At 76.4% G+C, this 20,516-nt stretch carries 20 protein-coding genes and 1 pseudogene; 15 read left to right on the forward strand and 6 right to left on the reverse strand.

Annotation, left to right across the window (positions count from 1 at the left end):
• The first annotated feature begins 126 nt into the window (after window positions 1-126).
• The 3 genes and pseudogenes from QK440_RS37315 (at window position 127) to QK440_RS37325 (ending at window position 2,784) form a co-directional block, all read left to right on the forward strand.
• Entirely contained in the window at window positions 127-933 is an 807-nt protein-coding gene (locus QK440_RS37315) for an ABC transporter permease (RefSeq protein ID WP_282797711.1), read from the forward strand.
• Window positions 934-980: 47 nt separating this feature from the next.
• A pseudogene (locus QK440_RS37320) lies at window positions 981-1,817 on the forward strand (ABC transporter ATP-binding protein); the annotation flags it as partial.
• Window positions 1,818-2,103: 286 nt separating this feature from the next.
• Window positions 2,104-2,784 carry an ATP-binding cassette domain-containing protein gene (locus QK440_RS37325; protein ID WP_282797712.1) on the forward strand — a complete coding sequence of 227 codons (681 nt, stop codon included), beginning with the start codon at window positions 2,104-2,106 and terminating at the stop codon, window positions 2,782-2,784.
• Between the two features lie 333 nt (window positions 2,785-3,117).
• On the opposite strand, the gene QK440_RS37330 is transcribed toward QK440_RS37325, so the two are convergent.
• Complete coding sequence (locus QK440_RS37330; protein ID WP_282797713.1) at window positions 3,118-3,873, reverse strand: DeoR/GlpR family DNA-binding transcription regulator; 756 nt, start codon at window positions 3,871-3,873, stop codon at window positions 3,118-3,120.
• Between the two features lie 464 nt (window positions 3,874-4,337).
• Here QK440_RS37330 and QK440_RS37335 point away from each other — a divergent pair, with 464 nt between their 5' ends.
• From QK440_RS37335 to QK440_RS37370, 8 genes are all read left to right on the forward strand, one after another.
• Entirely contained in the window at window positions 4,338-5,693 is a 1,356-nt protein-coding gene (locus QK440_RS37335; RefSeq protein ID WP_282797714.1) for an MFS transporter, read from the forward strand.
• Between the two features lie 5 nt (window positions 5,694-5,698).
• Window positions 5,699-7,321 carry an FGGY-family carbohydrate kinase gene (locus tag QK440_RS37340; protein ID WP_282797715.1) on the forward strand — a complete coding sequence of 541 codons (1,623 nt, stop codon included), beginning with the start codon at window positions 5,699-5,701 and terminating at the stop codon, window positions 7,319-7,321.
• Window positions 7,314-8,828 carry an FGGY family carbohydrate kinase gene (locus QK440_RS37345; RefSeq protein WP_282797716.1) on the forward strand — a complete coding sequence of 505 codons (1,515 nt, stop codon included), beginning with the start codon at window positions 7,314-7,316 and terminating at the stop codon, window positions 8,826-8,828. The genes QK440_RS37340 and QK440_RS37345 overlap by 8 nt, the downstream gene beginning before the upstream one ends.
• A gap of 55 nt (window positions 8,829-8,883) precedes the next feature.
• Window positions 8,884-9,504 (forward strand): histidine phosphatase family protein, encoded by a 621-nt coding sequence (locus tag QK440_RS37350; RefSeq protein WP_282797717.1) that lies wholly within the window; start codon window positions 8,884-8,886, stop codon window positions 9,502-9,504.
• A gap of 32 nt (window positions 9,505-9,536) precedes the next feature.
• On the forward strand, window positions 9,537-10,604 hold the full coding sequence (locus QK440_RS37355) for a 2-hydroxyacid dehydrogenase (RefSeq protein ID WP_282797718.1): 1,068 nt from the start codon (window positions 9,537-9,539) through the stop codon (window positions 10,602-10,604).
• Between the two features lie 118 nt (window positions 10,605-10,722).
• Entirely contained in the window at window positions 10,723-11,622 is a 900-nt protein-coding gene (locus QK440_RS37360) for a phosphatidylinositol-specific phospholipase C/glycerophosphodiester phosphodiesterase family protein (RefSeq protein ID WP_282797719.1), read from the forward strand.
• A 140-nt stretch (window positions 11,623-11,762) separates the two neighbouring features.
• On the forward strand, window positions 11,763-11,957 hold the full coding sequence (locus QK440_RS37365; RefSeq protein WP_190134979.1) for a hypothetical protein: 195 nt from the start codon (window positions 11,763-11,765) through the stop codon (window positions 11,955-11,957).
• A 161-nt stretch (window positions 11,958-12,118) separates the two neighbouring features.
• A complete protein-coding gene (locus QK440_RS37370; RefSeq protein WP_282797720.1) occupies window positions 12,119-13,714 on the forward strand; it encodes a hypothetical protein in 1,596 nt (531 codons plus the stop codon).
• Here QK440_RS37370 and QK440_RS37375 read toward each other — a convergent pair.
• The 3 genes from QK440_RS37375 to QK440_RS37385 all read right to left on the reverse strand — a co-directional run bounded on the left by QK440_RS37375 (window position 13,711) and on the right by QK440_RS37385 (window position 15,979).
• Window positions 13,711-14,874 carry a phosphodiester glycosidase family protein gene (locus QK440_RS37375; RefSeq protein ID WP_282797729.1) on the reverse strand — a complete coding sequence of 388 codons (1,164 nt, stop codon included), beginning with the start codon at window positions 14,872-14,874 and terminating at the stop codon, window positions 13,711-13,713. The genes QK440_RS37370 and QK440_RS37375 overlap by 4 nt on opposite strands.
• Window positions 14,875-15,068: 194 nt before the next feature.
• Window positions 15,069-15,425: a DUF779 domain-containing protein gene (locus QK440_RS37380; RefSeq protein WP_282797721.1), complete on the reverse strand. Its 357-nt coding sequence runs from the start codon at window positions 15,423-15,425 to the stop codon at window positions 15,069-15,071.
• A gap of 152 nt (window positions 15,426-15,577) precedes the next feature.
• Complete coding sequence (locus QK440_RS37385; RefSeq protein ID WP_282797722.1) at window positions 15,578-15,979, reverse strand: DUF6479 family protein; 402 nt, start codon at window positions 15,977-15,979, stop codon at window positions 15,578-15,580.
• Window positions 15,980-16,265: 286 nt separating this feature from the next.
• On the opposite strand from QK440_RS37385, the gene QK440_RS37390 reads away from it, so the two are divergent.
• Both QK440_RS37390 and QK440_RS37395 read left to right on the forward strand, forming a co-directional pair.
• Window positions 16,266-16,736 (forward strand): DNA starvation/stationary phase protection protein, encoded by a 471-nt coding sequence (locus QK440_RS37390; protein WP_282797723.1) that lies wholly within the window; start codon window positions 16,266-16,268, stop codon window positions 16,734-16,736.
• Window positions 16,733-18,034, forward strand: a complete 1,302-nt coding sequence (locus tag QK440_RS37395) for an alcohol dehydrogenase catalytic domain-containing protein (RefSeq protein WP_282797724.1) — start codon at window positions 16,733-16,735, stop codon at window positions 18,032-18,034. Before QK440_RS37390 ends, QK440_RS37395 begins: the two co-directional genes overlap by 4 nt.
• A gap of 21 nt (window positions 18,035-18,055) precedes the next feature.
• On the opposite strand, the gene QK440_RS37400 is transcribed toward QK440_RS37395, so the two are convergent.
• Both QK440_RS37400 and QK440_RS37405 read right to left on the reverse strand, forming a co-directional pair.
• A complete protein-coding gene (locus tag QK440_RS37400; RefSeq protein ID WP_282797725.1) occupies window positions 18,056-18,430 on the reverse strand; it encodes a VOC family protein in 375 nt (124 codons plus the stop codon).
• A 512-nt stretch (window positions 18,431-18,942) separates the two neighbouring features.
• On the reverse strand, window positions 18,943-19,185 hold the full coding sequence (locus QK440_RS37405) for a hypothetical protein (protein WP_282797726.1): 243 nt from the start codon (window positions 19,183-19,185) through the stop codon (window positions 18,943-18,945).
• Window positions 19,186-19,405: 220 nt separating this feature from the next.
• Here QK440_RS37405 and QK440_RS37410 point away from each other — a divergent pair, with 220 nt between their 5' ends.
• Together QK440_RS37410 and crcB are read left to right on the forward strand one after the other, a co-directional pair.
• Complete coding sequence (locus QK440_RS37410; RefSeq protein WP_282797727.1) at window positions 19,406-19,972, forward strand: CrcB family protein; 567 nt, start codon at window positions 19,406-19,408, stop codon at window positions 19,970-19,972.
• The gene (gene crcB / locus QK440_RS37415) at window positions 19,969-20,343 is read left to right on the forward strand and encodes a fluoride efflux transporter CrcB (RefSeq protein WP_282797728.1); all 375 of its coding nucleotides are present in this window, start codon (window positions 19,969-19,971) and stop codon (window positions 20,341-20,343) included. The genes QK440_RS37410 and crcB overlap by 4 nt, the downstream gene beginning before the upstream one ends.
• Window positions 20,344-20,516 lie beyond the last annotated feature (173 nt).

The following is a 20,516-nucleotide window of genomic DNA, read 5'->3' on the forward strand; positions in this document are numbered from 1 at the left end:
GGCCGGCGCCCGGCTTGCCCGGCCGCGCCCCCCGGTGGGTGTGTTTCGTGGCCCGCCCCCCCCGCGGGGGGGGGGGGGGCGTCGGGGGGGGGGGGCCCGCCGACTTCCGCCACGCGCGCGTGGCGGGTGTGGAGCTCCGCCGCGATCGTCACCGCCGTCGTGCTCGCCGTCCTCGTCGTGCCGCCCGTCGTGAACCTCGACGAGCAGGCCGTCCACCTCGCCGACAAGCTCCTGCCGCCGTCGTGGGAGCACCCCTTCGGCACCGACGACGTGGGCCGCGACCTGCTCGTCCGCTGCGTCTACGGGCTGCGCGTCTCACTGCTCGTCGGCGTCGTCGCCGCCGTGGTCGCCACCGTCGTCGGCACCGCCGTGGGCGCGCTCGCCGCCGCCTGCGGCGGCTGGGTCGACCGGATCGTGATGCGCCTCGTCGACGTCTTCGCCTCGGTCCCGCACCTGCTGCTCGGCATCTTCATCGTGGCGATGTTCCGGCCCGGCGTCTGGCCCGTGGTGATCTCCGTCGGACTCACGCACTGGCTGTCCACGGCCCGCATCGTCCGCGCCGAGGTCCTGTCCCTGCGCTCCCGCCCGTACGTCGACGCCGCCATCTCCGGCGGCGCCTCCCGCTGGCGGGTGACCGTACGCCACCTGCTGCCCGGCGTCCTGCCCCAGGCGGGCCTCGCCGCCGTCCTGATGGTGCCGCACGCCATCTGGCACGAGTCCGCGCTGTCCTTCCTCGGCCTCGGCCTGCCCACGCACCAGGCGAGCCTCGGCACCCTCGTGCAGGGCGCCCGCAGCTCGCTGCTCGCGGGCGACTGGTGGCCGACGCTGTTCCCCGGCCTGTTCATCATCGTGCCCACCCTGGCGATCGCGGGCCTCGCGGGCGCCTGGCGCGAGCGCATCAACCCGCGCCGCCGATCGGAGCTGATGCTGTGACCGCCGCGCCCGTCCTGTCGGTCCAGGGCCTGTCCGTCCGCTTCCGCATGCGCGGCGGCGCGTACGTGTCCGCCGTGACCGACGCCCGCTTCGACCTCGCGGCGGGGGAGTGCCTCGCCCTCGTCGGCGAGAGCGGCTGCGGCAAGTCCGTGCTCGCCTCCGCCCTGCTCGGCCTGCTGCCGGCGAACGCCGAGACCGCCGGGGCCGCGCTCCTGGGCGACCTCGACCTGCTGACCGCCGATGAGCGCACCCTCGCCCGCACCGTCCGCGGGCGGCGCGTCGGCCTGGTGCCGCAGAGCCCGGCCGCGCACCTGACGCCCGTACGCACCGTCCGCTCCCAACTGGAGGAGACTCTCCGGGAGCTCACCGGCGTCCGCCGCCCCGGGCTGCGCGCGGCCGCCGAGGCGGCGGCCGACCGGGCCTCCTTCCCTCGCGGGCACCTCGACCGGTACCCGCACGAGCTGTCCGGCGGCCTCGCCCAGCGCGCCGCCACCGCGCTCGCCCTCGTCGGCGACGCGCCGCTGCTCCTGGCCGACGAACCCACCACCGGCCTCGACCGCGAGCTCGTCGACCGCACCGTCGACGAGCTGCGCCGCCACGTCGGCGACGACCGCGCGCTGCTGTTGATCACCCACGACCTGGCCGCGGCCCGGCGCGTCGCGGACCGCGTCGCGGTGATGTACGCGAGCCGCATCGTCGAGATCGCCGACGCCCGGGCCTTCTTCGACGGGCCCGGCCCGCGCCACCCGTACGCCCGCGGCCTCCTGAACGCCCTGCCCGAGCGGGAGTTCACCCCCATCCCCGGCATGCCGCCCGAGCTGTCGGCGCTGCCGGACGGATGCGCGTTCGCCCCGCGCTGCGCCCGGGCGGACGAGGCGTGCGGGGTCCTGCCCGTACTGGCGGGCACGGACGCGGACGCGAGCGCGAGCGCGGGCGCCGGGGGTGACGGCGCGGGGGACCGGGGCGTGGGCGACGAGCGCGCGGGCGCCGAGCGGGCTGGGCATGGGCGCGCGGGCGACGGGCCCTCGGGCGACGGGCGCTCGGGGTACGGGCGCGTGGGTGACGAGCGTGCGGCGTACGGGCGCGCGGGCGGCGGACGCTCAGGGGGCGAGGGCGTCGCCTGCCACCACCCGCACCCCCACCCGCACACCGTCGCGCTGGAGGCGCCCCGTGCTTGAACTGCGCTCCGTCACGGCCGGATACGACCGCCGCGACCCCGTCGTCCGCGACGTACACCTCACCGTCGCGCCCGGCGAGGCGGTCGGCCTCCTCGGCCCCAGCGGCTGCGGCAAGTCCACGCTGGCCCGCGTCGCGGCGCTGCTGCACCAGCCCGACCGGGGCCAGGTCGTCATCGACGGCGAACCCGCCCGCGGCTGGCGGCACCGGGCTCCGCGCGCCCAGCGCACCGCGTTCGGCGTGGTCTTCCAGCAGCCCCGGCTCTCCGCCGACCCGCGCCTGACCCTCACCCAGCTCATCGCGGAGCCCCTGCGGGCCACCGGCCGCGCCGCCGAGGTCCCGGGCCGGGTGGCGGACCTCGCCCGCACCGTCGGCCTGGGCGACGACCTCCTCGCCCGCCGCCCGCACGAGGTCAGCGACGGCCAGCTCCAACGCGCCTGCCTGGCCCGCGCGCTGGTCCTGGACCCGCGCTGGCTGATCTGCGACGAGATAACGGCGATGCTGGACGCGTCCACGACGGCCGCGCTGGTCGCCGCCGTCGAGGGCTACCGCGCCCGCACCGGCGCCGGCCTCCTCGCCGTGGGCCACGACAAGGTGCTCCTGGAGCGGTGGTGCGACCGGACGGTGCACTGGGACGAGCTGAGCGGTGACGCCGCCGCGGCCCGCACGGCCTGAGGCCGCGCGAAAAACGGGGTGCCGGGGCGAGCGGTGCCCGCTACGGTGAGGGCGTCCAGGTGCGCAGGAGCGGGCTACTTCGTTTTGGGAACGGGCGGTCGCGGGTTCGAATCCCGTCGTCGGCTTCGGGCCGGCGTAGCTCAGCGGCAGAGCACCATGTCGCCTGCACCGACTCTGATCTCTGGACACCGGACGCGAGCCGTCCGCTCACGGGGGACACGGGGCGGGCGGCTTCGCCGTACCCATGGCCGTGGCGGAGGCGGGGCGGGTGCCTGGGCCTCGGCGGACGCGGCGCGGGGTGCCAGCGCCGTGGCGGGCGGCGTGTTCCGCTGGTCACTCCCGTTCCACCACGAGCACCTCCGTCCCCCGCTCCCGCAGCCCCCGCACCTCCTCCCGCGCCACCCCGTCGTCCACGACCACCACGTCGAAGTCCGTCAGGGGCGCGAGCGCGTACAGGCCGTCGCGGGTGAACTTGGTGTGGTCGGCGAGCAGTACGCGGCGCGTGGCCGCCGCCATCATCGCCCGCTTGACCTGCACCGTCTCCGGTGAGGTGTGGTAGCAGCGGCCGCGTGTCACGGCGGTCGTCGACATGAAGAGCACGTCCGCGCGGAACGCCGCCACGCTGTCGGCCGTGTGCAGCCCCATGAAGGCGTCGTACGCGGGGAAGTAGCTGCCGCCGAGCGCGATGAGCGAGACGCCCGGCTCCTTGGCGAGCGCCGTGATCGCGGGCAGCGAGTTGGTGAGCACCGTCAGCGGGGTGCGCCCGGCGAACTCGCGCGTCAGGTGCAGACACGTCGTGCTGTCGTCGAGCAGCACCGACTGGCCCGGCACGAGCAGGCGCGCCGCCGCGTGGGCGAGGCGCTGCTTCGTGGCGGCCCTCGTGGACATGCGCTCGGCGACGCTGCCGTGGAACTGCGCCGAAGGCAGCGCCGTCGCCCCGCCCCGCACCTTGCGCAGCCAGCCCTGCGCCTGGAGGAAGTCCAGGTCCCGGTGGATCGTCATGAGGCTCACGCCGAACACCTCGGCCAGGTCGGCGGCCCGGACGAAGCCGCCCGCGACGACCCGCTCCCGCACCTGCCGCCGCCGCAACTCCCGCGCGTCACCCCGGTCGGCACGGTCGGCACCCCCGTCTGCGGCCTCCGCCGCGCCACCGCCCCTGGCGCCCGCCGCGCCAAGGCCTCCCGCCCCGGAGCCTCCCGCGTCCGCCGCGCCAGGGCCTCCCGGCCGGGAGCCTCCCGCGTCCGCCGCGCCAAGGCCTCCCGCCCCGGAGCTTCCCACGCCCACCGCGCTTCCTTCCGCAGCCTCCAAGGCCGCCGCCTCCCGCCGTACGCCGTGTGACATCGCCGCGTGATGTTCTCACGCACTTCACGCGCCGCACACCCCGGGCCCCCGCCGGAGCCGGGCGGGGGCGTGCCCGCGTCACACGGCGGCCGCCCTGCCCCGCGTGAGGATGTCCCGGGTGTTTGACGTGCCTTTTCGGCCAGTTGTTTGCTCACTCCAGCGCGCGCCGCCGTCCCCCCTCGTCCGCCGTCCCATCGCTCCGGGGAGCTTCGATGACGAACCCTCCCGTGCCGCCCGCCCCGGGCGGCACCACCGAGCCGCGTGCGCTCCTCACACGCCTCGGCATCCCCCGGCCCCTCTCCTGGGGCTATCTCGGCCTGCTGGTCTTCATGACGGGCGTCGGCATCGAGGCCGGGTTCCTCTCCCCGTACCTGGAGGACCTCGGCGTCCCCGAGGCGCGGGTCGCCATGGTGTTCACCGTGTACGGCGTCACCGGCGCCGTCGCGGCCTGGCTGTCCGGCGCGCTGTCCGACCTGTGGGGGCCGCGCCGGGTCATGTGGCTCGGCCTGGTCTCCTTCGTCGTCACGCACGTGTTCTTCCTCGCCGTCGCCGTGCCCAGCGCGGCCTACCCGCTGCTGCTCGTCGGCTACGGACTGCGCGGCCTCGCCTACCCGCTCTTCGCGTACGCCTTCCTGGTGTGGATCGCCGCCGTCGCCCCGCCGAAGCAGATGGGCAGCGCCATGGGCTGGTTCTGGTCGGCGTTCTCCGCCGGTCTGCCGACGCTCGGCTCCCTCACCGCGAGCCTGCTCATCCCAATCCTCGGCGAGCGCGGCACGCTCTGGGCGGCCCTCGGCGTCGTCACCGCCGGCGGGCTGCTCCCGCTGCTCCTGGTCCGCGAGCGCACCGGCGCCGCCCGGCTCGCGGCGGCCGGCGAGCGCCCCCTCGCGGGGCTCGTGGGCAGCCTGACGATCCTCGTACGCACTCCGCGCGTCGGCGCCGGAGCCGTGGTGCGGATGCTCAACACCGCCTCCCAGTTCGGCTTCCTGGTGATGCTCCCGGCGTGGTTCACCGACGAGGTCGGGCTCTCGGACGCCCAGTGGCTCAGACTGCTCGCCCTCATGTTCGCCACGAACATCGTCACGAACCTGCTGTTCGGTGTCGTCGGGGACAAGGCCGGCTGGCGCGCGACGGTCGCCTGGTGCGGCGGCGTCGGCTGCACCGTCTCGACGCTGCTCCTGTACTACGTCCCGGCGGGCGCGGGCGACCGGTACGGCCTGTGCGTCCTCGTCGCCGTCCTGTACGGGGCCACGCTCTCCGGGTACGTGCCGCTGTCCGCGCTCATGACCGCGATCGCGCCCGCCCACAAGGGCCGGGCCATGGCCGCCCTGAACCTCGGCGCCGGGGCGTCGGCGTTCGTCGTGCCGCTCGTCGTCAGCCTCTTCCGCGGCCCGCTCGGCGTGGCGGGCGTCGTCTGGATCTTCGCCGGGTTCCACGCGGTCAGCGCGCTCCTCACCCTTGTCCTGAAGGCCGCCGCCCCCGACAGTGACCCCGAGCCGGGGACCGGGGGCGCCCCCGCCCCGGCCGCCGCTCCCGCCGCCGCCCCCGCCCCTGCCCCGAAGGGACTGTGAACGCCATGTCCGTCCTCGCGATCGACGTCGGCACCACGATGATCAAGTCGGTGGTCTTCGACGACCAGGGCGGCGAACTCGCCGTGTCACGGCTCGCGACCGAGGTGCTGCGCCGCCGCCCCGGCTGGGCCGAGCAGGACATGGACGCCGTGTGGAACGCGGTCGTGCACACCGTCCGCACCGCCCTGTCCGACGTGAGCGACCCCGTCTGGCTGGTGACGTTCACCGCCCAGGGCGACGGCGCCTGGCTCGTCGACGCCGCGGGGCGGCCCACGGGACCCGCGATCCTGTGGTCCGACGGCCGCGCGGGCGAGATCCTCACGCACTGGCAGCGCGACGGCGTCCTGGAGGAGGCGTTCCGCCGCAACGGCTCGCTCACGTGCAGCGGCATGCCGAACGCGGTGTTCCGCTGGCTCGCCGCCCACGATCCAGGACGCCTGGAGGCCTCCGGCGCCTCGCTGACGGCCGCGGGCTGGCTCTTCCTCAAGCTCACCGGCGTCACCGCGGTCGACGAGTCCGACGCGTCCGCGCCGTTCCTCGACCACGCCACCGGCGACTACGACCCGGCCGTCCTCGAGCTGTTCGGGCTCACGCCGTACGCGCGGCTGCTGCCGCGGGTCCTCGGCGAGCACGAGCGGATCGCCGAGCTGACGGGTGACGCCGCCGCCCTGCTCGGGCTGCCCGCCGGGCTGCCCGTGGTGATGGCGCCGTACGACATCGCGGCCACCGCGCGCGGCGTCGGCGTCGTCGACCCCGGCCAGGCGTGCGGCATCCTCGGCACCACGCTGTGCACGGAGATCGTCCGCGAGGACGTCGACACCGGCGGCGAGCCCACCGGCATCACCATCGCCTACCGGGGCCGGGAGCGGGTCCTGCGCGCCTTCCCCACGCTGAACGGCGCCGAGGTGCTCGGCTGGGCGGCCCGCACGCTCGGCCTCGCCGGGCCGCCGGACCTCGCCGAGCTGGCGTTCACCGCGCCGCCGGGCGCGGGCGGCGTGCTGTTCCTGCCGTACCTGTCCCCGGCGGGGGAGCGCGCGCCGTTCCTCGACCCCCGCGCGCGGGGCTCGTTCTGGGGCCTGTCCCTCGAACACGGCCCCGCCGACCTGGCCCGCGCCGTCTTCGACGGGCTCTCGCTCGTCGTCCGCGACTCGCTCGTGGCCGCGCGCACCACGGTGACCGAGCTGCGGCTGTGCGGCGGTGGGGCCAACAGCGACGCCTGGTGCCAACTCGTCGCCGACGCCACCGGCGTGCCCACCGCCCGCTCCGGCGACACCGAACTCGGCGCCAAGGGCGCCTTCCTGACCGGCCTCGTCCTCACCGGAGCCGAGACCGACATGCGCGGTGCCGCCGAGAAGTACGTACGGATGCGTACCCGTTGGCACCCGGACCCGGAGCGGTCGCGGTTCTACGCCGGGCTGTACGAGGAGCTCCTGCGCTGGCGCGCCCTCGCCCGGGACGCGGGCTGGGCGGCGGCCACCCGCACCGCCCCCGAGGCAGCGACCCGCACCGCCCCCGAGGCGGCCACCCGCGCCACCCCCGCGGCGGCACCCCGCACCACCGCCACGGCAACCACCGCCCCGGGGGCGGCAGCCGTCCCCGCCCCCGCGAAAGGAGACCCCGGTGCCTGACCCCACGCCGCCCGCGCCGTCCGCGGCCCCGCTGCCGCCCGACGCCGTCTGGCTCGGCCTCGACCTCGGCACCCAGAGCGCCCGCTGCGTCGCCGTCGACTCCGCCGGGACCGTGCTCGCCGCGGCGGCCCGGCCGCTGACCAGCCACCGCGACGGCGAGCGCCACGAGCAGGACCCCGAGCAGTGGTGGCACGCGCTGGCCGCCGCCTGCCGCGAGGCGACCGGCGCGCTCGACGACCCGGCCCGGATCCGCGGCCTCGCCCTCGACGCCACCTCCGGCACCGTCCTGCTCGCCGACGCCCGCGGGACCCCGCTCACCCCGGGCCTCATGTACGACGACGGGCGCGCCACCGAGCAGGCCGTCCGCGTCAACGCGGCGGGCGCGGACACCTGGCGCGCGCTCGGCTACCGGTCCATGCAGCCGTCGTGGGCGCTGCCCAAGCTCCTGTGGCTCCTGGACCACACGCACGTCCCCGCGGGCGCGCGGCTGCTGCACCAGGCCGACCTCGCCACCTGGCGGCTCACCGGGCACCAGGTGGCGAGCGACGCGAGCCACGCCCTGAAGACCGGCTACCACCTGGTCGAGGAGCGCTGGCCCGCACAGGTGTGCGCCGAACTCGGCGTGCCCGAGCGGCTGCTGCCCGACGTCGTACGCCCCGGCACGGTGCTCGGCACCGTGTGCGCCGACGCCGCCGCGGCCACCGGAATCCCCGCGGGCACCGCCGTGGTCGCCGGGACGACCGACGGCTGCGCCGCGCAGCTCGGCGCGGGCGCGCTCACCCCCGGCGCCTGGAACTCCGTCCTCGGCACCACCCTCGTCCTCAAAGGCGTGAGCCCGCACTTGGTCCGCGACCCGGGCGGCGTCGTCTACTGCCACCGCGGCCCCGACGGCACCTGGCTGCCGGGCGGCGCGTCCAGCAGCGGCGCGGGCGCGCTCGCGCGGGAGTTCCCGGGCGCGGACCTGCGGCGCCTCACCGAGGCGGCGGCCGCCTGCGACGGGGAGGCGGTCACCTACCCCCTGGTGTCGAACGGCGGGGAGCGCTTCCCGTTCCGGGCCGAGGGCGCGCGGCCCTTCACGCTCGGCGAACCGCGCGGCGAGGCCGGGCGGTTCCACGCCCACCTCCTGGGCGTCGCCTGCGTCGAGCGGCTCTGCTTCGACTACCTGGACCTGCTCGGCGCGCCCGTCGACGGCCCGCTCACCCTCACCGGGGGCGGCGCCCGGAACCGCTACTGGAGCGCGCTGCGGGCCGACGTGCTCGGCCGCCCCGTGCGCCTGCCCGCCCAGGCCGAGGGCGCCGTCGGCATGGCCGTGCTCGCCGCCACGGCCACCGGGGCGACCGTACGGGACGCGGCCCGGGCCATGGTCCGGCCGGGCGAGGAGATCACCCCCGACCCCGCGCGGACCGACCGGCTCCTGCCCGTCTACCTGCGGTTCGTCGAAGCCCTCGGCGCGCGCGGCTGGCTGCCGCCCCAGGTCGCCGCCCACGCCCGGGCCAGGGCGCGGTGACGCCCGCCCCCGCCCTCGTGACACCCCCGCCCGCACCACCGATGAGGAAGCACCAGTGACCGACGTCCTACTCGTACGCCACGGCGAAACCGTCTGGCACGCCGACAACCGGTACGCGGGCCGTACCGACGTGGCCCTCACGCCGCGCGGCCGGCGGCAGGCCGCCGCCCTCGCCGAGTGGGCGGCCCGCGAACGGCCCGACGCCGTCTACAGCTCCCCGCTGTCGCGCGCCCGGCTCACCGCCGCCCCGGCCGCCGAGGCCCTCGGCGTCACCGTGCGCGAGGACCCGCGCCTGCGCGAGGTCGACTTCGGCCGGGGCGAGGGCCTCACGCGCGCCGAGATGCGCGCGCGCTTCCCCGACGCGCTCGACGCCTTCCTCGTCGACCCGGTCGCCCACCACCTGCCGGACGGCGAGGACCCGGGCGCCGCCACCGCCCGCGCCCGCGCCTGCCTCGACGAGATGGCCGCCGCGTTCCCCGACGGGCGCGTCCTGGTCGTCGCCCACTCCACGCTCCTGCGCCTGCTCCTGTGCGACCTGCTCGGCATCCCGCTGAGCGCGTACCGCCGCGTCTTCCCGCAGGTCGTCAACGGCGCCCTGACCGAACTGCGGCTGCGCGACGGGCAGTCGGCGCTGCTGCGCCTCAACGTGCCCACCGCCGGCACGCACACCTCCTGACCACCACCCGCCTCCCGGAAAGAAGCAGCCCCATGAGCACCACCGTCCTCGCCGCGGGCGACCACTTCGTCCTGCCCCGCCTGCTCGCCGACGCCGTCCGCGCGGCGGCCGACGACGCGGGCACCGACGTCGACGTCCGCGAACTCACCCTGCCCTGGCCGCACACCCCCTTCGGCCCCGTCGGCGAGGTCGCCGAGGCCTCCGGCACCGAGGACGAACTGATCGACGCCCTCCGCGGCGCCGAGGTGTGCGTGACGCAGATGGCGCCGGTCACCGAGCGCGTCCTCGCCGCCTGCCCGGACCTGAAGCTGGTGTGCGTCAGCCGGGGCGGGCCCGTCAACGCCAACCTGGAGGCGGCGACCCGGCACGGCGTCGCCGTCTGCTACGCCCCCGGGCGCAACGCCGTCGCCACCGCCGAGCACACCCTGACCCTGCTCCTCGCCGCCGCCCGCGGCGTCGGCGACACGCACACCGACCTGCGCCGGGGCGTGTGGCGCGGCGACTACTACGACTACGACTCCTGCGGCATCGAGATCGAGGGCACCACCGTCGGCCTCGTCGGGTACGGCGCCATCGGCAGCCGCGTCGCGCGCATCCTGACCGCGATGGGCGCGCACGTCCTGGTCCACGACCCGTACGTGGCACCGGAGTCGCTCCGCGGCGTCGCCGAACCGGTCGGCCTGGACGCCCTCCTGTCCCGCTCGCGCGTCGTGTCCCTGCACGCGCGGGTGACCGAGGAGACCACCGGCATGATCGGCGCGGCCGAGCTCGCGCGCATGCCGCGCGGCTCCGTCCTCGTCAACTGCGCCCGCGGCGCGCTCCTCGACTACGGCGCGCTCTGCGACGCCCTGGACAGCGGCCACCTGGCGGGCGCCGGACTCGACGTCTACCCCCAGGAGCCGGTCCCCGCCGACGCGCGCCTCCTGCGGACCCCGGGCATCGTCATGACCCCGCACATCGCGGGCGGCAGCCAGGAGGTCGCCCGCAAGGCCGCGCGCATCGTCGGGGCGGAAGTGGGCCGCCACCTGCGCGGCGAACCACCGGCCCACTGCGCCAACCCGGAGGTGACCCGCCGCCCAGGGGCCCGCTCCGCGCGGTGAACGCGAGGCGTCGGTCGCGCCAACTCCCAGGCCACGCGGGTTTTTCGGTCCGGCCGGAGGCTCATACTCACTGAGGCTTCGGCCGTTCCCCGTCCCCGCCCCTCCTGGGAGGTACCCCATGGCCCTCGTCACCCGCCGCAGAGCCCTGACGACCCTCGGCGCCGCGGTCGCCACCGCCGTCGCCGCCCCCGGCCTCGCCCACGCGGCCGACACCGCCCCGGGCACCACGGCCCCCGCGGGCGCCGTGGGTACTGCGGGCCGCCGCCTCCGCCCCCTCACGCGGGCCCACGCGCACAACGACTACGAGCACGCCCGCCCCCTCCTCGACGCCCTGGACCACCGCTTCACCAGCGTCGAGGCCGACGTCTTCCTCGTCGACGGCCGGCTCCTCGTCGCCCACGACCCCGAAGACCTCGACCCCGCCCGCACCCTGGAGGCGCTCTACCTCGACCCGCTCGCGGCCCGCGTCCGCGCCCACCACGGCTCGGTGTACCGGCGCTGGCACGGCCAGTTCCAGCTCCTGGTCGACCTCAAGACCGAGGGCGCCGCCACCTACCGCGAACTGGACCGCCGACTGCGTCCCTACCGCCGCCTGTTCACCACGTACGCGTACGGCAAGGTCGTCCGCTCCGCCGTCACCACCGTGATATCCGGCGACCGCGCGGCCCGCCCCGTCCTCGAGGCCCAGAAGGTGCGCCGCGCCTTCTACGACGGCCGCCTCGCCGACCTCGGCGGCCCGGCGCGCGCCTCCTTCATGCCGCTCGTCAGCGACAACTGGTCGCTGCACTTCACCTGGCGCGGCGTCGGTCCGATCCCGCCCGCCGAGCGCGACAAGCTGCGCGGCATCGTCTCCGCCGCGCACCGGCGCGGGCAGCGCGTCCGCTTCTGGGCCACGCCCGACACGCCGGGACCGGCCCGCGAGGCGGTGTGGGACGAGCTGCTCGCCGCCGGGGTCGACCACCTCAACACCGATGACCTGGCGGGCCTCCAGGCCTATCTCGACGCGCGCGGCCGGTAACCGCCCCTTCCGGCCGGCCCGGCACGCTCGGCGCCGGCAGGACCACTCGTCCGGCGGACACGCCGGTCACCCGGACAAAACCTCTGCTACGCGACACTTGCCGCCGAAAGCCGCGGCGGACGTGGCGGAGGAGGTCCGTGATGGCCATTTCGATTTCCATGGGGCTGCTGCTCCTGATTCTCGCGGCGGTCCTGCTGCGCACCGGCCGGTTGAAGGTGTCGCACGCGCTGGTGTGCTGCCTGCTCGGCTTCTACCTGGCGGGGACGAGCGTGGCCCCCACCATCCACGACGGCCTGACGGCGACGGCCGACATCGTCAGCGGCATCCGGCCCTGACACCCGCCCGCCCCCGGCGGCGGCCGTCGCCGCCGGGCGCCCGTGACCGCCGCCGCGCCGCCCTGCGCTCCCCACCGGACGGCCGTCGCCGCCGTCACGGCCGTGTGAACAACTCCCGGATGCGCATGGACACTTCACGGGTGCGGTCCTAGCGTCGGCGCATGCCGCGTCTGCCCCGTACGCTCGCGACCCTCGCCCCGGTCCTCGCCCTGGCCCTCGCCGTCTCGGCCCCCGCCCCGGCCGCGGTCGCCGACGAGATCCCGAACGCGCCCGGCCACCGGCTCGTCGCCCCCTACACCGGGGCGCCCGCCACGCCCCGGCCCGTCCCCGGCGACCCGCCGCCCCAGCACCCCCACCTCGCGCCCAACGGCCGCAGCGGCATGCACGCCGACGCCGCGGGCAGCGGCACGTACCCGTGGTCCGGCCCCCTCGGCCACGCCCCGGAGGTCACCAGCGCGAGGATGGCGGCACTCGGCGGGGAGTGCGCCACCGTCACCTTCGACCGCGCCGGGCGCCTCGTCACCGTGTGCGGCACGTTCTCCGGCTTCGAGGTCAAGCTGCTCCAGACGCGCACCCTGCGCACCCTGGCCACGTACAGGCTGCCGCAGCGCCCCTCCACCGTCGAGGCCGTCACCCGGCTCGACTTCTCCAAGATCTTCAAGGACACGTCCGGCGGCGCCTACTCCTACCTCGACGACCAGGACCGGCTCGTGCTCGCCGACTCCCGCCAGCACATCGTCCGCCTCGCGCACGAGCGCGCCCCCGACGGCGCTTGGCGGTTCGTCGTCGACGCCGACTGGGACCTGACGGCGCACGTCCCGCACGACTGCGTGAGCTGGACGAACCTCTTCCCGAGCGGCGAGTGCGACCCCGTCACCTCCGTCATGCCGGACTGGGACGGCCGCCTGTGGTGGGTGACCCGGCAGGGCCGCGTCGGCACCGTCGACCCGCGCACCGGCGCCGTACGGTCCCTGCGGCTGCGCGGCGAGGAGATCCAGAACTCGTTCTCCGTCGCCGAGGACGGCGTCTCCATCGTCTCCGACCACGCCCTGTACGCCTTCGAGGCCGCCGCCGACGGCACCCCGGAAGTCCTGTGGCGGCAGCCCTACGACCGCGGCACGGGCACCAAGCCCGGCTCGGTGAACCAGGGGTCGGGCACCACGCCCGACCTGTTCGGCACGGACGAGAAGTACGTCGCCATCACCGACAACGCCGACGGCCGGATGAACGTCCTCGTGCACCGGCGCGACCCCGCCGTCCCCGCCGGCCGCCGCCTGGTCTGCGCGGTCCCCGTCTTCGGCGAGGACGCGTCCACCACCGACAACTCCTTGGTCAGCTACGGCAACAGCCTCGTCGTGGAGAACAACTACGGCTACGAGAACGTCACGTCCCTGACCCTCGGCCGCAGCGTCGTCGGCGGCGTCACCAGGATCGACGTCCGCGCGGACGGCAGCGGCTGCGACACCGTCTGGGAGAGCCGGGAGCGCTCCCCGTCCACCGTGCCCAAGCTGTCCACCGCGAACGGGCTCCTCTACCTGTACACCAAGGAGCCGAACGCCCTCGGCGTCGACGCCTGGTACCTCACGGCCGTCGACTTCCACACCGGGCTGACCCGCTTCAAGCGGCTCGCCGGGACCGGGCTCGCCTACGACAACAACTGGGCGCCGGTCACCCTCGGCCCCGACGGCACCGCCTACGTGGGCGTCTTCAACGGCCTCGTCGCCGTGCGCGACACCCCGCCCGCGACCGGGCCCTAGCCGCCTGAGAAGACGCCGATCCCGTTCGGCACCGGGCGTTCCGCGCCGCCGCTCGGATGGTTGCGCACCGTCACCTCGGCGGTGCCCGGCGCCCGCGCGGCCAGCGTGCTGGAGCCCCCGCCGTCCAGGCTGAAGCCGTCCTCCAAACTCAGCTCCCGCAGGGCGGCGGCGACTTCGGCGATGGTCAGCCCCGTGCGGAACTCGGGGGCGCCGTCCAGCGCGAGCAGCACGAGGCGCCTGCCGTCGTCACCGATGCCGGCGGCGGTGCGCACCGCCGAGGTCCGGCCGTCCAGGCCCGGCAGCGGGGCGCCGCCGCGCAGCAGCGGGTACCCGCCGACGGCGAAGCGGTACGGCACGCGCGACGCCGAGGGCACCAGCCGGTGGTGGACCCCCACCGCGTCGCCCCGCGCCAGCTTGCGCAACTGCTGCGCGCCCGCCTCCCGGCCCACCAGGACCGTCGTGCCCGGGGCGATCGCGCCCCGGCCGGGTGCCTCGGCCACCTCCACCACGTGCCCGCGCCGCACCGTCACCTCGTACGTGTCCGTGCTGCACGGCGCGCCCCGGTCGGTGTCGGTGCCGCAGGTGGCGCGCACCCGGGACGTGACGCCCCAGTCGCTGGTGAACGCGCCCACCGAACCGACCGGCAGCGCGTACTGGTTGAGCCCGCCGAGCGGCAGCCGGGCCTCCGGGGTGCGCACGCCGCCGTCGAGCCGCATGCGGTCCAGGCGGGCCCGGCGGTCGGTGCCCACGCCGATGACGTCCTCGGTGGTGGTGCCGGGCGGCAGGGCCGGGCCGAAGCGCTGGCCGTCCGGCACGGCCGCCTTGAGGGGGTGCCCGGCGGCGATCGCCGGGCCGACGGGCGCGCCGGTCGCCTCCACCCCGGGGTGCTGCGTCTCCGTGATGTTGAAGAAGTCCCCGTTGACTCCGGCGACCGCGCCCTCCCGCCCCGCCATCGCCGACACGGCCTCGCGCGCGCCGACCGCGCCCGGGTACAGCAGGCCCACGCGGACGCCGGGTTCGCGCAGGTCCACGTCCAGGACGTGCGCGTGCGCGGTGCCCCGCGCGGCCGGGATGTCGTACTGCCGGTACTCCACGCCCGGCGCGATCTCGATGGCCGCCCGCGCGGCCCCGGAAGCGCCGCTGGCCGGTGCCGCCCCCAGGAGGGCGGCACCGGCCAGGGTGCCGAGTGCCGTGAGCGCGGCGAGGGTGCCGCGCACCGCTCTGAACCGCGTCGCCGTGGATCGTCTGCCGCCGTGCCCGCGTCGTGTCACGGATCCCCCTCGGGTCGCCCGGTCCGTCCAAATGTCCCAGCAGGGAAGGGAGTCCACCAGACGACGGTGACGGTGACGGTGGCCTACGTCCCCACGAGCCGTGAACGGATGAGGAAGCGGACGCCTTCGGGGGCCTCCAGCGAGAAACCGCTGCCGCGCCCCTCGACGACGTCGACGATGAGCCGGGTGTGGCTCCACACCTCGTACTGGCTCCTGGACATCCAGAACCGTACCGGCTCCGCCACACCGTCCACGGACAGCGACGCGAGCAGGACGTCGGAGTCACCCGTGCGGAACTCGCCGTCGGGGTAGCACATGGGCGCACTGCCGTCGCAGCAGCCGCCGGACTGGTGGAACATCAGCGGACCGTGGACCGCCCGCAGCCGCCGTACCAGGTCGGCGGCTGCGGGCGTCAGCTCCACGCGCGGGGTGTCAGCCATGGCGGGTCGGCCTCCTCCGGATCGCGGGCGCCGCACCGTGGTGGCGCGACCGCGCCAGTCCACACCGCCGGACGTTGCGAGGAGGTTGCACGCGGCGGCCCATGGGCCGGGGCGCCGGGCCGGTGCCGGTCCGGCGCCCCGGTGGCGGCCCGTCAGGTCTGGTTGCCGGGGCCGCCGCTGCCGAAGCCGCCGCTGGAGCCGGAGCTCCAGCGGTCCGGCTCCTGGTCGTCACTGCGCTTGCTGCCCACGTTGCCCTGGCCCTTGAGCTGGTGCGGGGTCAGGCGCTCGTCGCTGCGCGGCACCTCGTCCGGCTCCCGCCGCTCGCGCACCTCGTGGACCGGCCCCCCTTCCGGCAGCCGCGGCTGCTCCTCGGGGCGGGGGCGGGCCGGTTCCCTTCTGCGTACCCGGATGCCGAGCCACACGGCCCACGTCAGCGCCACCGCGACGACCAGGCCGATGAGGAAGGGCGCGAGACCGCCCAGGGGCACGGAGCCGGCGAGGACGGATACGTCGGACGATGCGTCAGCTACGGTCAGCCCGTTCGATGCACTCATGCGCTGCCGAGTACCCCGCGCTCCGCACCTCACGCGGTGCCACCCGCGGAAACCTCCCGCGTGCCACCCGCGGAAGCCTCCCGTGGTGCCATCCGGGGCAACCTCCCGCCGGGCCCCGCACCTCACGCGCCGCCGTCCGCGGAGACGCCCCGCCGGGACCCGCCCCGGAACGACGCCCGCCGTTTCCTGTCCGGGGCCCCAGGGCACCCGGGCAGTCCGCCGCCCGCGGCGCGACCCTCGTCCCACCCGGTCCCGAGGTCCCGAGGTTCCAAGGAGGAGAAGCGGTATGACCGTCGTAAGGAACACGCTGTCCGATCTGGCGCGCAACGCCACCGGCGAGGCACTCCAGCACACGCTGGTGGACCTGCTCGGCCTGTCGCTGCTGGCCAAGCAGGCGCACTGGAACGTCGTGGGCCCCCGGTTCCGCACCGTCCACCTCCACCTCGACGAGGTCGTCGACACCGCCCGCGCGTACGCCGACACGATCGCCGAGCGCGCCGCCGCCATCGGGGTGCCGCCCGACGGCCGGTCCGAGACCGTCGCCGCGAACGCGCTGCTGCCCGCCGTCGAGGAGGGCTGGCTGCGCGACAGCGACGCCGTGCGGCTGCTCACCGAGGCGCTGGGCGCGGTGATCGACCGGCTCCGCGAGCGGATCACCACCACGAAGGAGGTCGACCCGGTCACCCAGGACCTGCTCATCTCCCTGACGGGCGCGCTGGAGAAGCACCACTGGATGTTCCAGGCGGAGGACCGGTGAAGGCGGTCGTCTGGCGCGGCGTCGGCGACATCCGGGTGGAGGACGTGCCCGAGCCCAAGGTCCAGGACCCCCACGACGCCGTCGTCCGCATCACCACGGCCGCGATCAGCGGCACCGACCTGCACCTGGTCCGCGGCACGCTGCCCGGGCTGCGGGCGGGGCGGGTGCTCGGGCACGAGGCGGTCGGCGTGGTCGAGGAGACCGGCTCCGGCGTCCGCAACTTCCGGCCCGGCGACCGGGTGGTGATCTCCCCGACGGTCGCGTGCGGCGCGTGCCCCACCTGCCGGGCGGGCCTGTACGCGCTGTGCGACAACGCCCACCCCGCGGGCGCGCACGGCGGGCCGACGTACTTCGGCGGCCCCGAGAGCGCGGGCGGCCTCGACGGGCTCCAGGCCGAGTACGCGCGGGTGCCGTTCGCGCACACCGGGCTCGTGGCGCTGCCCGACTGTGTCGACGACGGGCAGGCCGTCCTGCTCTCGGACACCCTCCCGACCGCCTGGTTCGGCGCGCGGCTCGCCGGGGTGAGCAGCGGCGACACCGTCGCGATCCTCGGCGCGGGCCCCGTCGGCCAGTGCGCCGTCGCCGCCGCCCGCCACCACGGCGCGGGCCGGGTGATCGTGGTCGACGGGCTCACCGACCGGCTCGCGCTCGCCCGCGCCCAGCACGCCGAGACGGTGGACTTCAACTCCGAGGACCCGGTGGAGAAGGTGCGCGAGATGACCGGCGGCGCCGGCGCGGATCGCGTGATCGAGGCGGTCGGCGTGGACGCCGAGCGGCCCGTCCTCGGCCCGGCCGCCGACGCGGTGGCCGCGGCCGAGGACCGGGCGGGCCGCGGGGAGGCGCACACCGCCGGGCGCGACCGCGCGGCCCCCGTCTCGCACACGGCCCCCGTCCCGAACCCTGACGAGCGCGGCACCTGGGCGCCCGGCGACGCCCCCGGCCTCGCCGTCCGCTGGGCCGTCGAGATGGCGGCCAAGGCCGGGAGCGTCGGCATCGTCGGGGCCTACCCGCCGGACGCGGACCGCTTCCCGCTCGGCCGGGCCGTGCGGAAGAACCTCACCCTGCGCATGGGCACCTGCCACCACCGCCGCCATCTGCCGCGCCTGGTCGACCTCGTCGCCTCCGGCGTCCTCGACCCCACGCCCCTCATCAGCCACTGGGCCGTGACGGACGACGCCGTCGCGGCGTACGGGAACCTCGACCGGCGCGAGCCCGGCTGGACGAAGGTCGCGCTCGACATCGCGGACCCCGCGCCGCCGCGGGCGCCGGACCCCCTGTGGGGCGTGCCCGAGGACTGACGGCCCCCGGCCGGGGCGCCGTCACCCCGCGCGCAGCGTGAAGGTGTGCCCGGCCGGGTCGCAGTACAGGCGCAGGTCGGGGTTACCGCCGTGCCGGGTGTCCACCGGCCGGGCGCCGTGCGTGACGGCCGCGCGCTCCGCGGCGTCCAGGTCGCCGTCGGGGACGAGCAGTTCGAGGTGCGTCTGCTGGGAGTCGTCCGGGCGGGGCCAGCTCGGCGGGGCGAACCCCGTGTCGCGGCGGAACCCCAGCCGCGCCCCGGACGCCGCCGTCACCTCGAACCGGTCGGCCTTGGGGTTGTACTCCACCTCGCCGCCCAGCAACGCGCTGTAGAACAGGGCGAGTTGCTCGGGCTCGCCGCTGTCGAGAACGAGGACGGCGGATGCGACCGTGGCCATGGGAACGCCTCATCTCTTCGGTGCTTCGGTGCTTCGGTGCTTCGGTAGGTGCTTCTTCGCTGCCGCTTCGGCGCCGCGGTGCTGCGGTGCCGTCATGCCGTGGTGCCGTCCTGCTGTCGTGCGTTCGTACGGCGGTACGTGCTCCGTCGCGCCGGTACGCCGCTCGGGGAGGGGCACGGGGGTGAAACGTGTCCGGCGGGTGCGGGTTTGCCGGGGGCCCGGTGGGAGACCCGTGGACGTGGCTGGGAAGCCACGGGGTGCGAGGAACTTCGGGCGCGGGTCGCGGGCCCGCGCCCGAAGTGCGCGCCCGCCGCCCATGACCACCCCTGCCTTCCGTCTCCCGGCCCGGCCGCACGTGATCTTTCCCGTATGCGGCGGATGCCCCCGGCGGCCCGGCGGAAACGCCGCGCGCCGCCCACCGCCCTTCCCCACGCGGAAGCGGCCCGCCGTTGTCGTCGGCGGGCCGCTGCTGTCAGTGGTCGGTTTCCTTGGGCGTCTGTTCGGCGGGTCGTCTAGTCGTCGTGGTCGTGCCGCCTCGTCGTGTTCCTCCGGTCGTCGTGGTTCTGTCGCTTCCCGGCCTTTCGGGGGTCGTCGTCGCGTCCGCCCCGGTCGTCCTCGCCGCCCCGTACGGACGGGGAGGCGGGGGCGGTGGCCGTGAGGGGCTGGGCGGGAGCGCCGGCGGCGACCGCCGTGCCTTCGAGAGCTGTCAGTGCGAGGCCGGCCAGGACGGCGGCGGCGATGGTGTGCTTGATCACGCCGTGCGTAACGGCGGGACCGGGCGGAAGATGTGATCATTCATTCGTCGGAGTGGTGGCCCGCGGCTACGCTGGACGGCACGACCGCTGCCCGCGCGGCGGTCCGGCGGCGGTGGGGCCCGCCGTACCGCACCGCGGCGACGGCGCCGCCAACGGTCCCTGCTTGTGAGGACGCGCGCCCGCACACTCCGGGCGGCCACGAGTGGGAGACACGTATCCGATGACAGCACCGCGCGACGACCGCGCCACCGAACCCGTCGACCCGGACCTCGGCCCGGACCTCGCCCCGGGTTCCGACCCGGATCTCGGCCCGGACCTCGTCCCGGGTTCCGGCTCGGGCCTCGGCTCCGGCGACGGTGCCCCGGCCGCCCGGCGCCGGAACGCCGTCCGCCGGGAGGCGCCCGTGGTGGCCGCCGTGGCCGTGGGCGGGGCGGCGGGTGCCGCGGCCCGGTACGGCGCCGCCCTGCTGTGGCCCACCGCGGCGGGCGCCTTCCCCTGGACCACGCTCCTGGTGAACGCGGTCGGCTGCGCGGTGATGGGCGCGTTCATGGTGCTCGTCACCGACCTCTGGACCCCGCACCGGCTGGTGCGGCCGTTCTTCGGCACCGGCGTCCTCGGCGGCTTCACGACGTTCTCCACGTACGCCGTCGACGTCCAGCGCCTGATCGAGGACGGCCGCGCCGTCACCGGTCTGGGCTGCCTGGCCCTGACGCCGCTCATCGCGCTCGCGGCCGTGTGGACGGCGGCGGCGACGGCCCGCCGCGCTCTCTCCCGGGGGCGGCGATGAACTGGCTGCTCGTCCTCGCCGGCGGCGCCGTCGGCGCGCCGCTGCGCTACCTGACCGACCGCGCCGTCCGGTCCCGGCACGACGGTGCCTTCCCGTGGGGCACCCTCACCGTCAACGTCGTCGGCAGCCTCGTCCTGGGCGCCCTCACCGGGGCGGTCGTCCACGGCGCCGCGTCCCACTCCGCCCAGCTCCTCCTCGGTACGGGCCTGTGCGGGGCGTTGACCACGTACTCCACGTTCTCGTACGAAACGCTGCGGCTGGCCGGGACGGGGGCCCGCTTCCTCGCCGCGGCCAACGTCGTGGCCAGTGTCCTGGCGGGCCGCGGCGCCGCCGTCGCCGGCGCGGCCCTCGCCGAGGCGCTCTGGGGGTGAGGGCCGGGGGTCCGGCGCGGGGCGGCGGGCGGGACGCACGGGCGACGGGCCGGGGGCCCGGGGGGGGGGGGGGGGGGGGGGGGGGCCCGCCCGCCCCCCCCCCCCCCCCCCCCCGGCGCCCCCCCCCCCCGGGCGCGGGCCGGCGCGGGCCAGCCCCGCCGGGGGGGGGGGGC

Source organism: Streptomyces sp. CC224B, from assembly GCF_030010595.1.
In the GTDB taxonomy this organism is placed as follows: domain Bacteria; phylum Actinomycetota; class Actinomycetes; order Streptomycetales; family Streptomycetaceae; genus Streptomyces; species Streptomyces longispororuber.

Bases quoted from the DNA above. Each gene is read 5' to 3' on its own strand.
- QK440_RS37335 (WP_282797714.1), top strand. From the start codon at position 4,338: ATGACGAACCCTCCCGTGCCGCCCGCCCCGGGCGGCACCACCGAGCCG.
- QK440_RS37340 (WP_282797715.1), top strand. From the start codon at position 5,699: ATGTCCGTCCTCGCGATCGACGTCGGCACCACGATGATCAAGTCGGTG.
- QK440_RS37355 (WP_282797718.1), top strand. From the start codon at position 9,537: ATGAGCACCACCGTCCTCGCCGCGGGCGACCACTTCGTCCTGCCCCGC.
- QK440_RS37360 (WP_282797719.1), top strand. From the start codon at position 10,723: ATGGCCCTCGTCACCCGCCGCAGAGCCCTGACGACCCTCGGCGCCGCG.
- QK440_RS37365 (WP_190134979.1), top strand. From the start codon at position 11,763: ATGGCCATTTCGATTTCCATGGGGCTGCTGCTCCTGATTCTCGCGGCG.
- QK440_RS37370 (WP_282797720.1), top strand. From the start codon at position 12,119: ATGCCGCGTCTGCCCCGTACGCTCGCGACCCTCGCCCCGGTCCTCGCC.
- QK440_RS37380 (WP_282797721.1), bottom strand. From the start codon at position 15,425: ATGGCTGACACCCCGCGCGTGGAGCTGACGCCCGCAGCCGCCGACCTG.
- QK440_RS37385 (WP_282797722.1), bottom strand. From the start codon at position 15,979: ATGAGTGCATCGAACGGGCTGACCGTAGCTGACGCATCGTCCGACGTA.
- QK440_RS37390 (WP_282797723.1), top strand. From the start codon at position 16,266: ATGACCGTCGTAAGGAACACGCTGTCCGATCTGGCGCGCAACGCCACC.
- QK440_RS37400 (WP_282797725.1), bottom strand. From the start codon at position 18,430: ATGGCCACGGTCGCATCCGCCGTCCTCGTTCTCGACAGCGGCGAGCCC.
- QK440_RS37410 (WP_282797727.1), top strand. From the start codon at position 19,406: ATGACAGCACCGCGCGACGACCGCGCCACCGAACCCGTCGACCCGGAC.
- crcB (WP_282797728.1), top strand. From the start codon at position 19,969: ATGAACTGGCTGCTCGTCCTCGCCGGCGGCGCCGTCGGCGCGCCGCTG.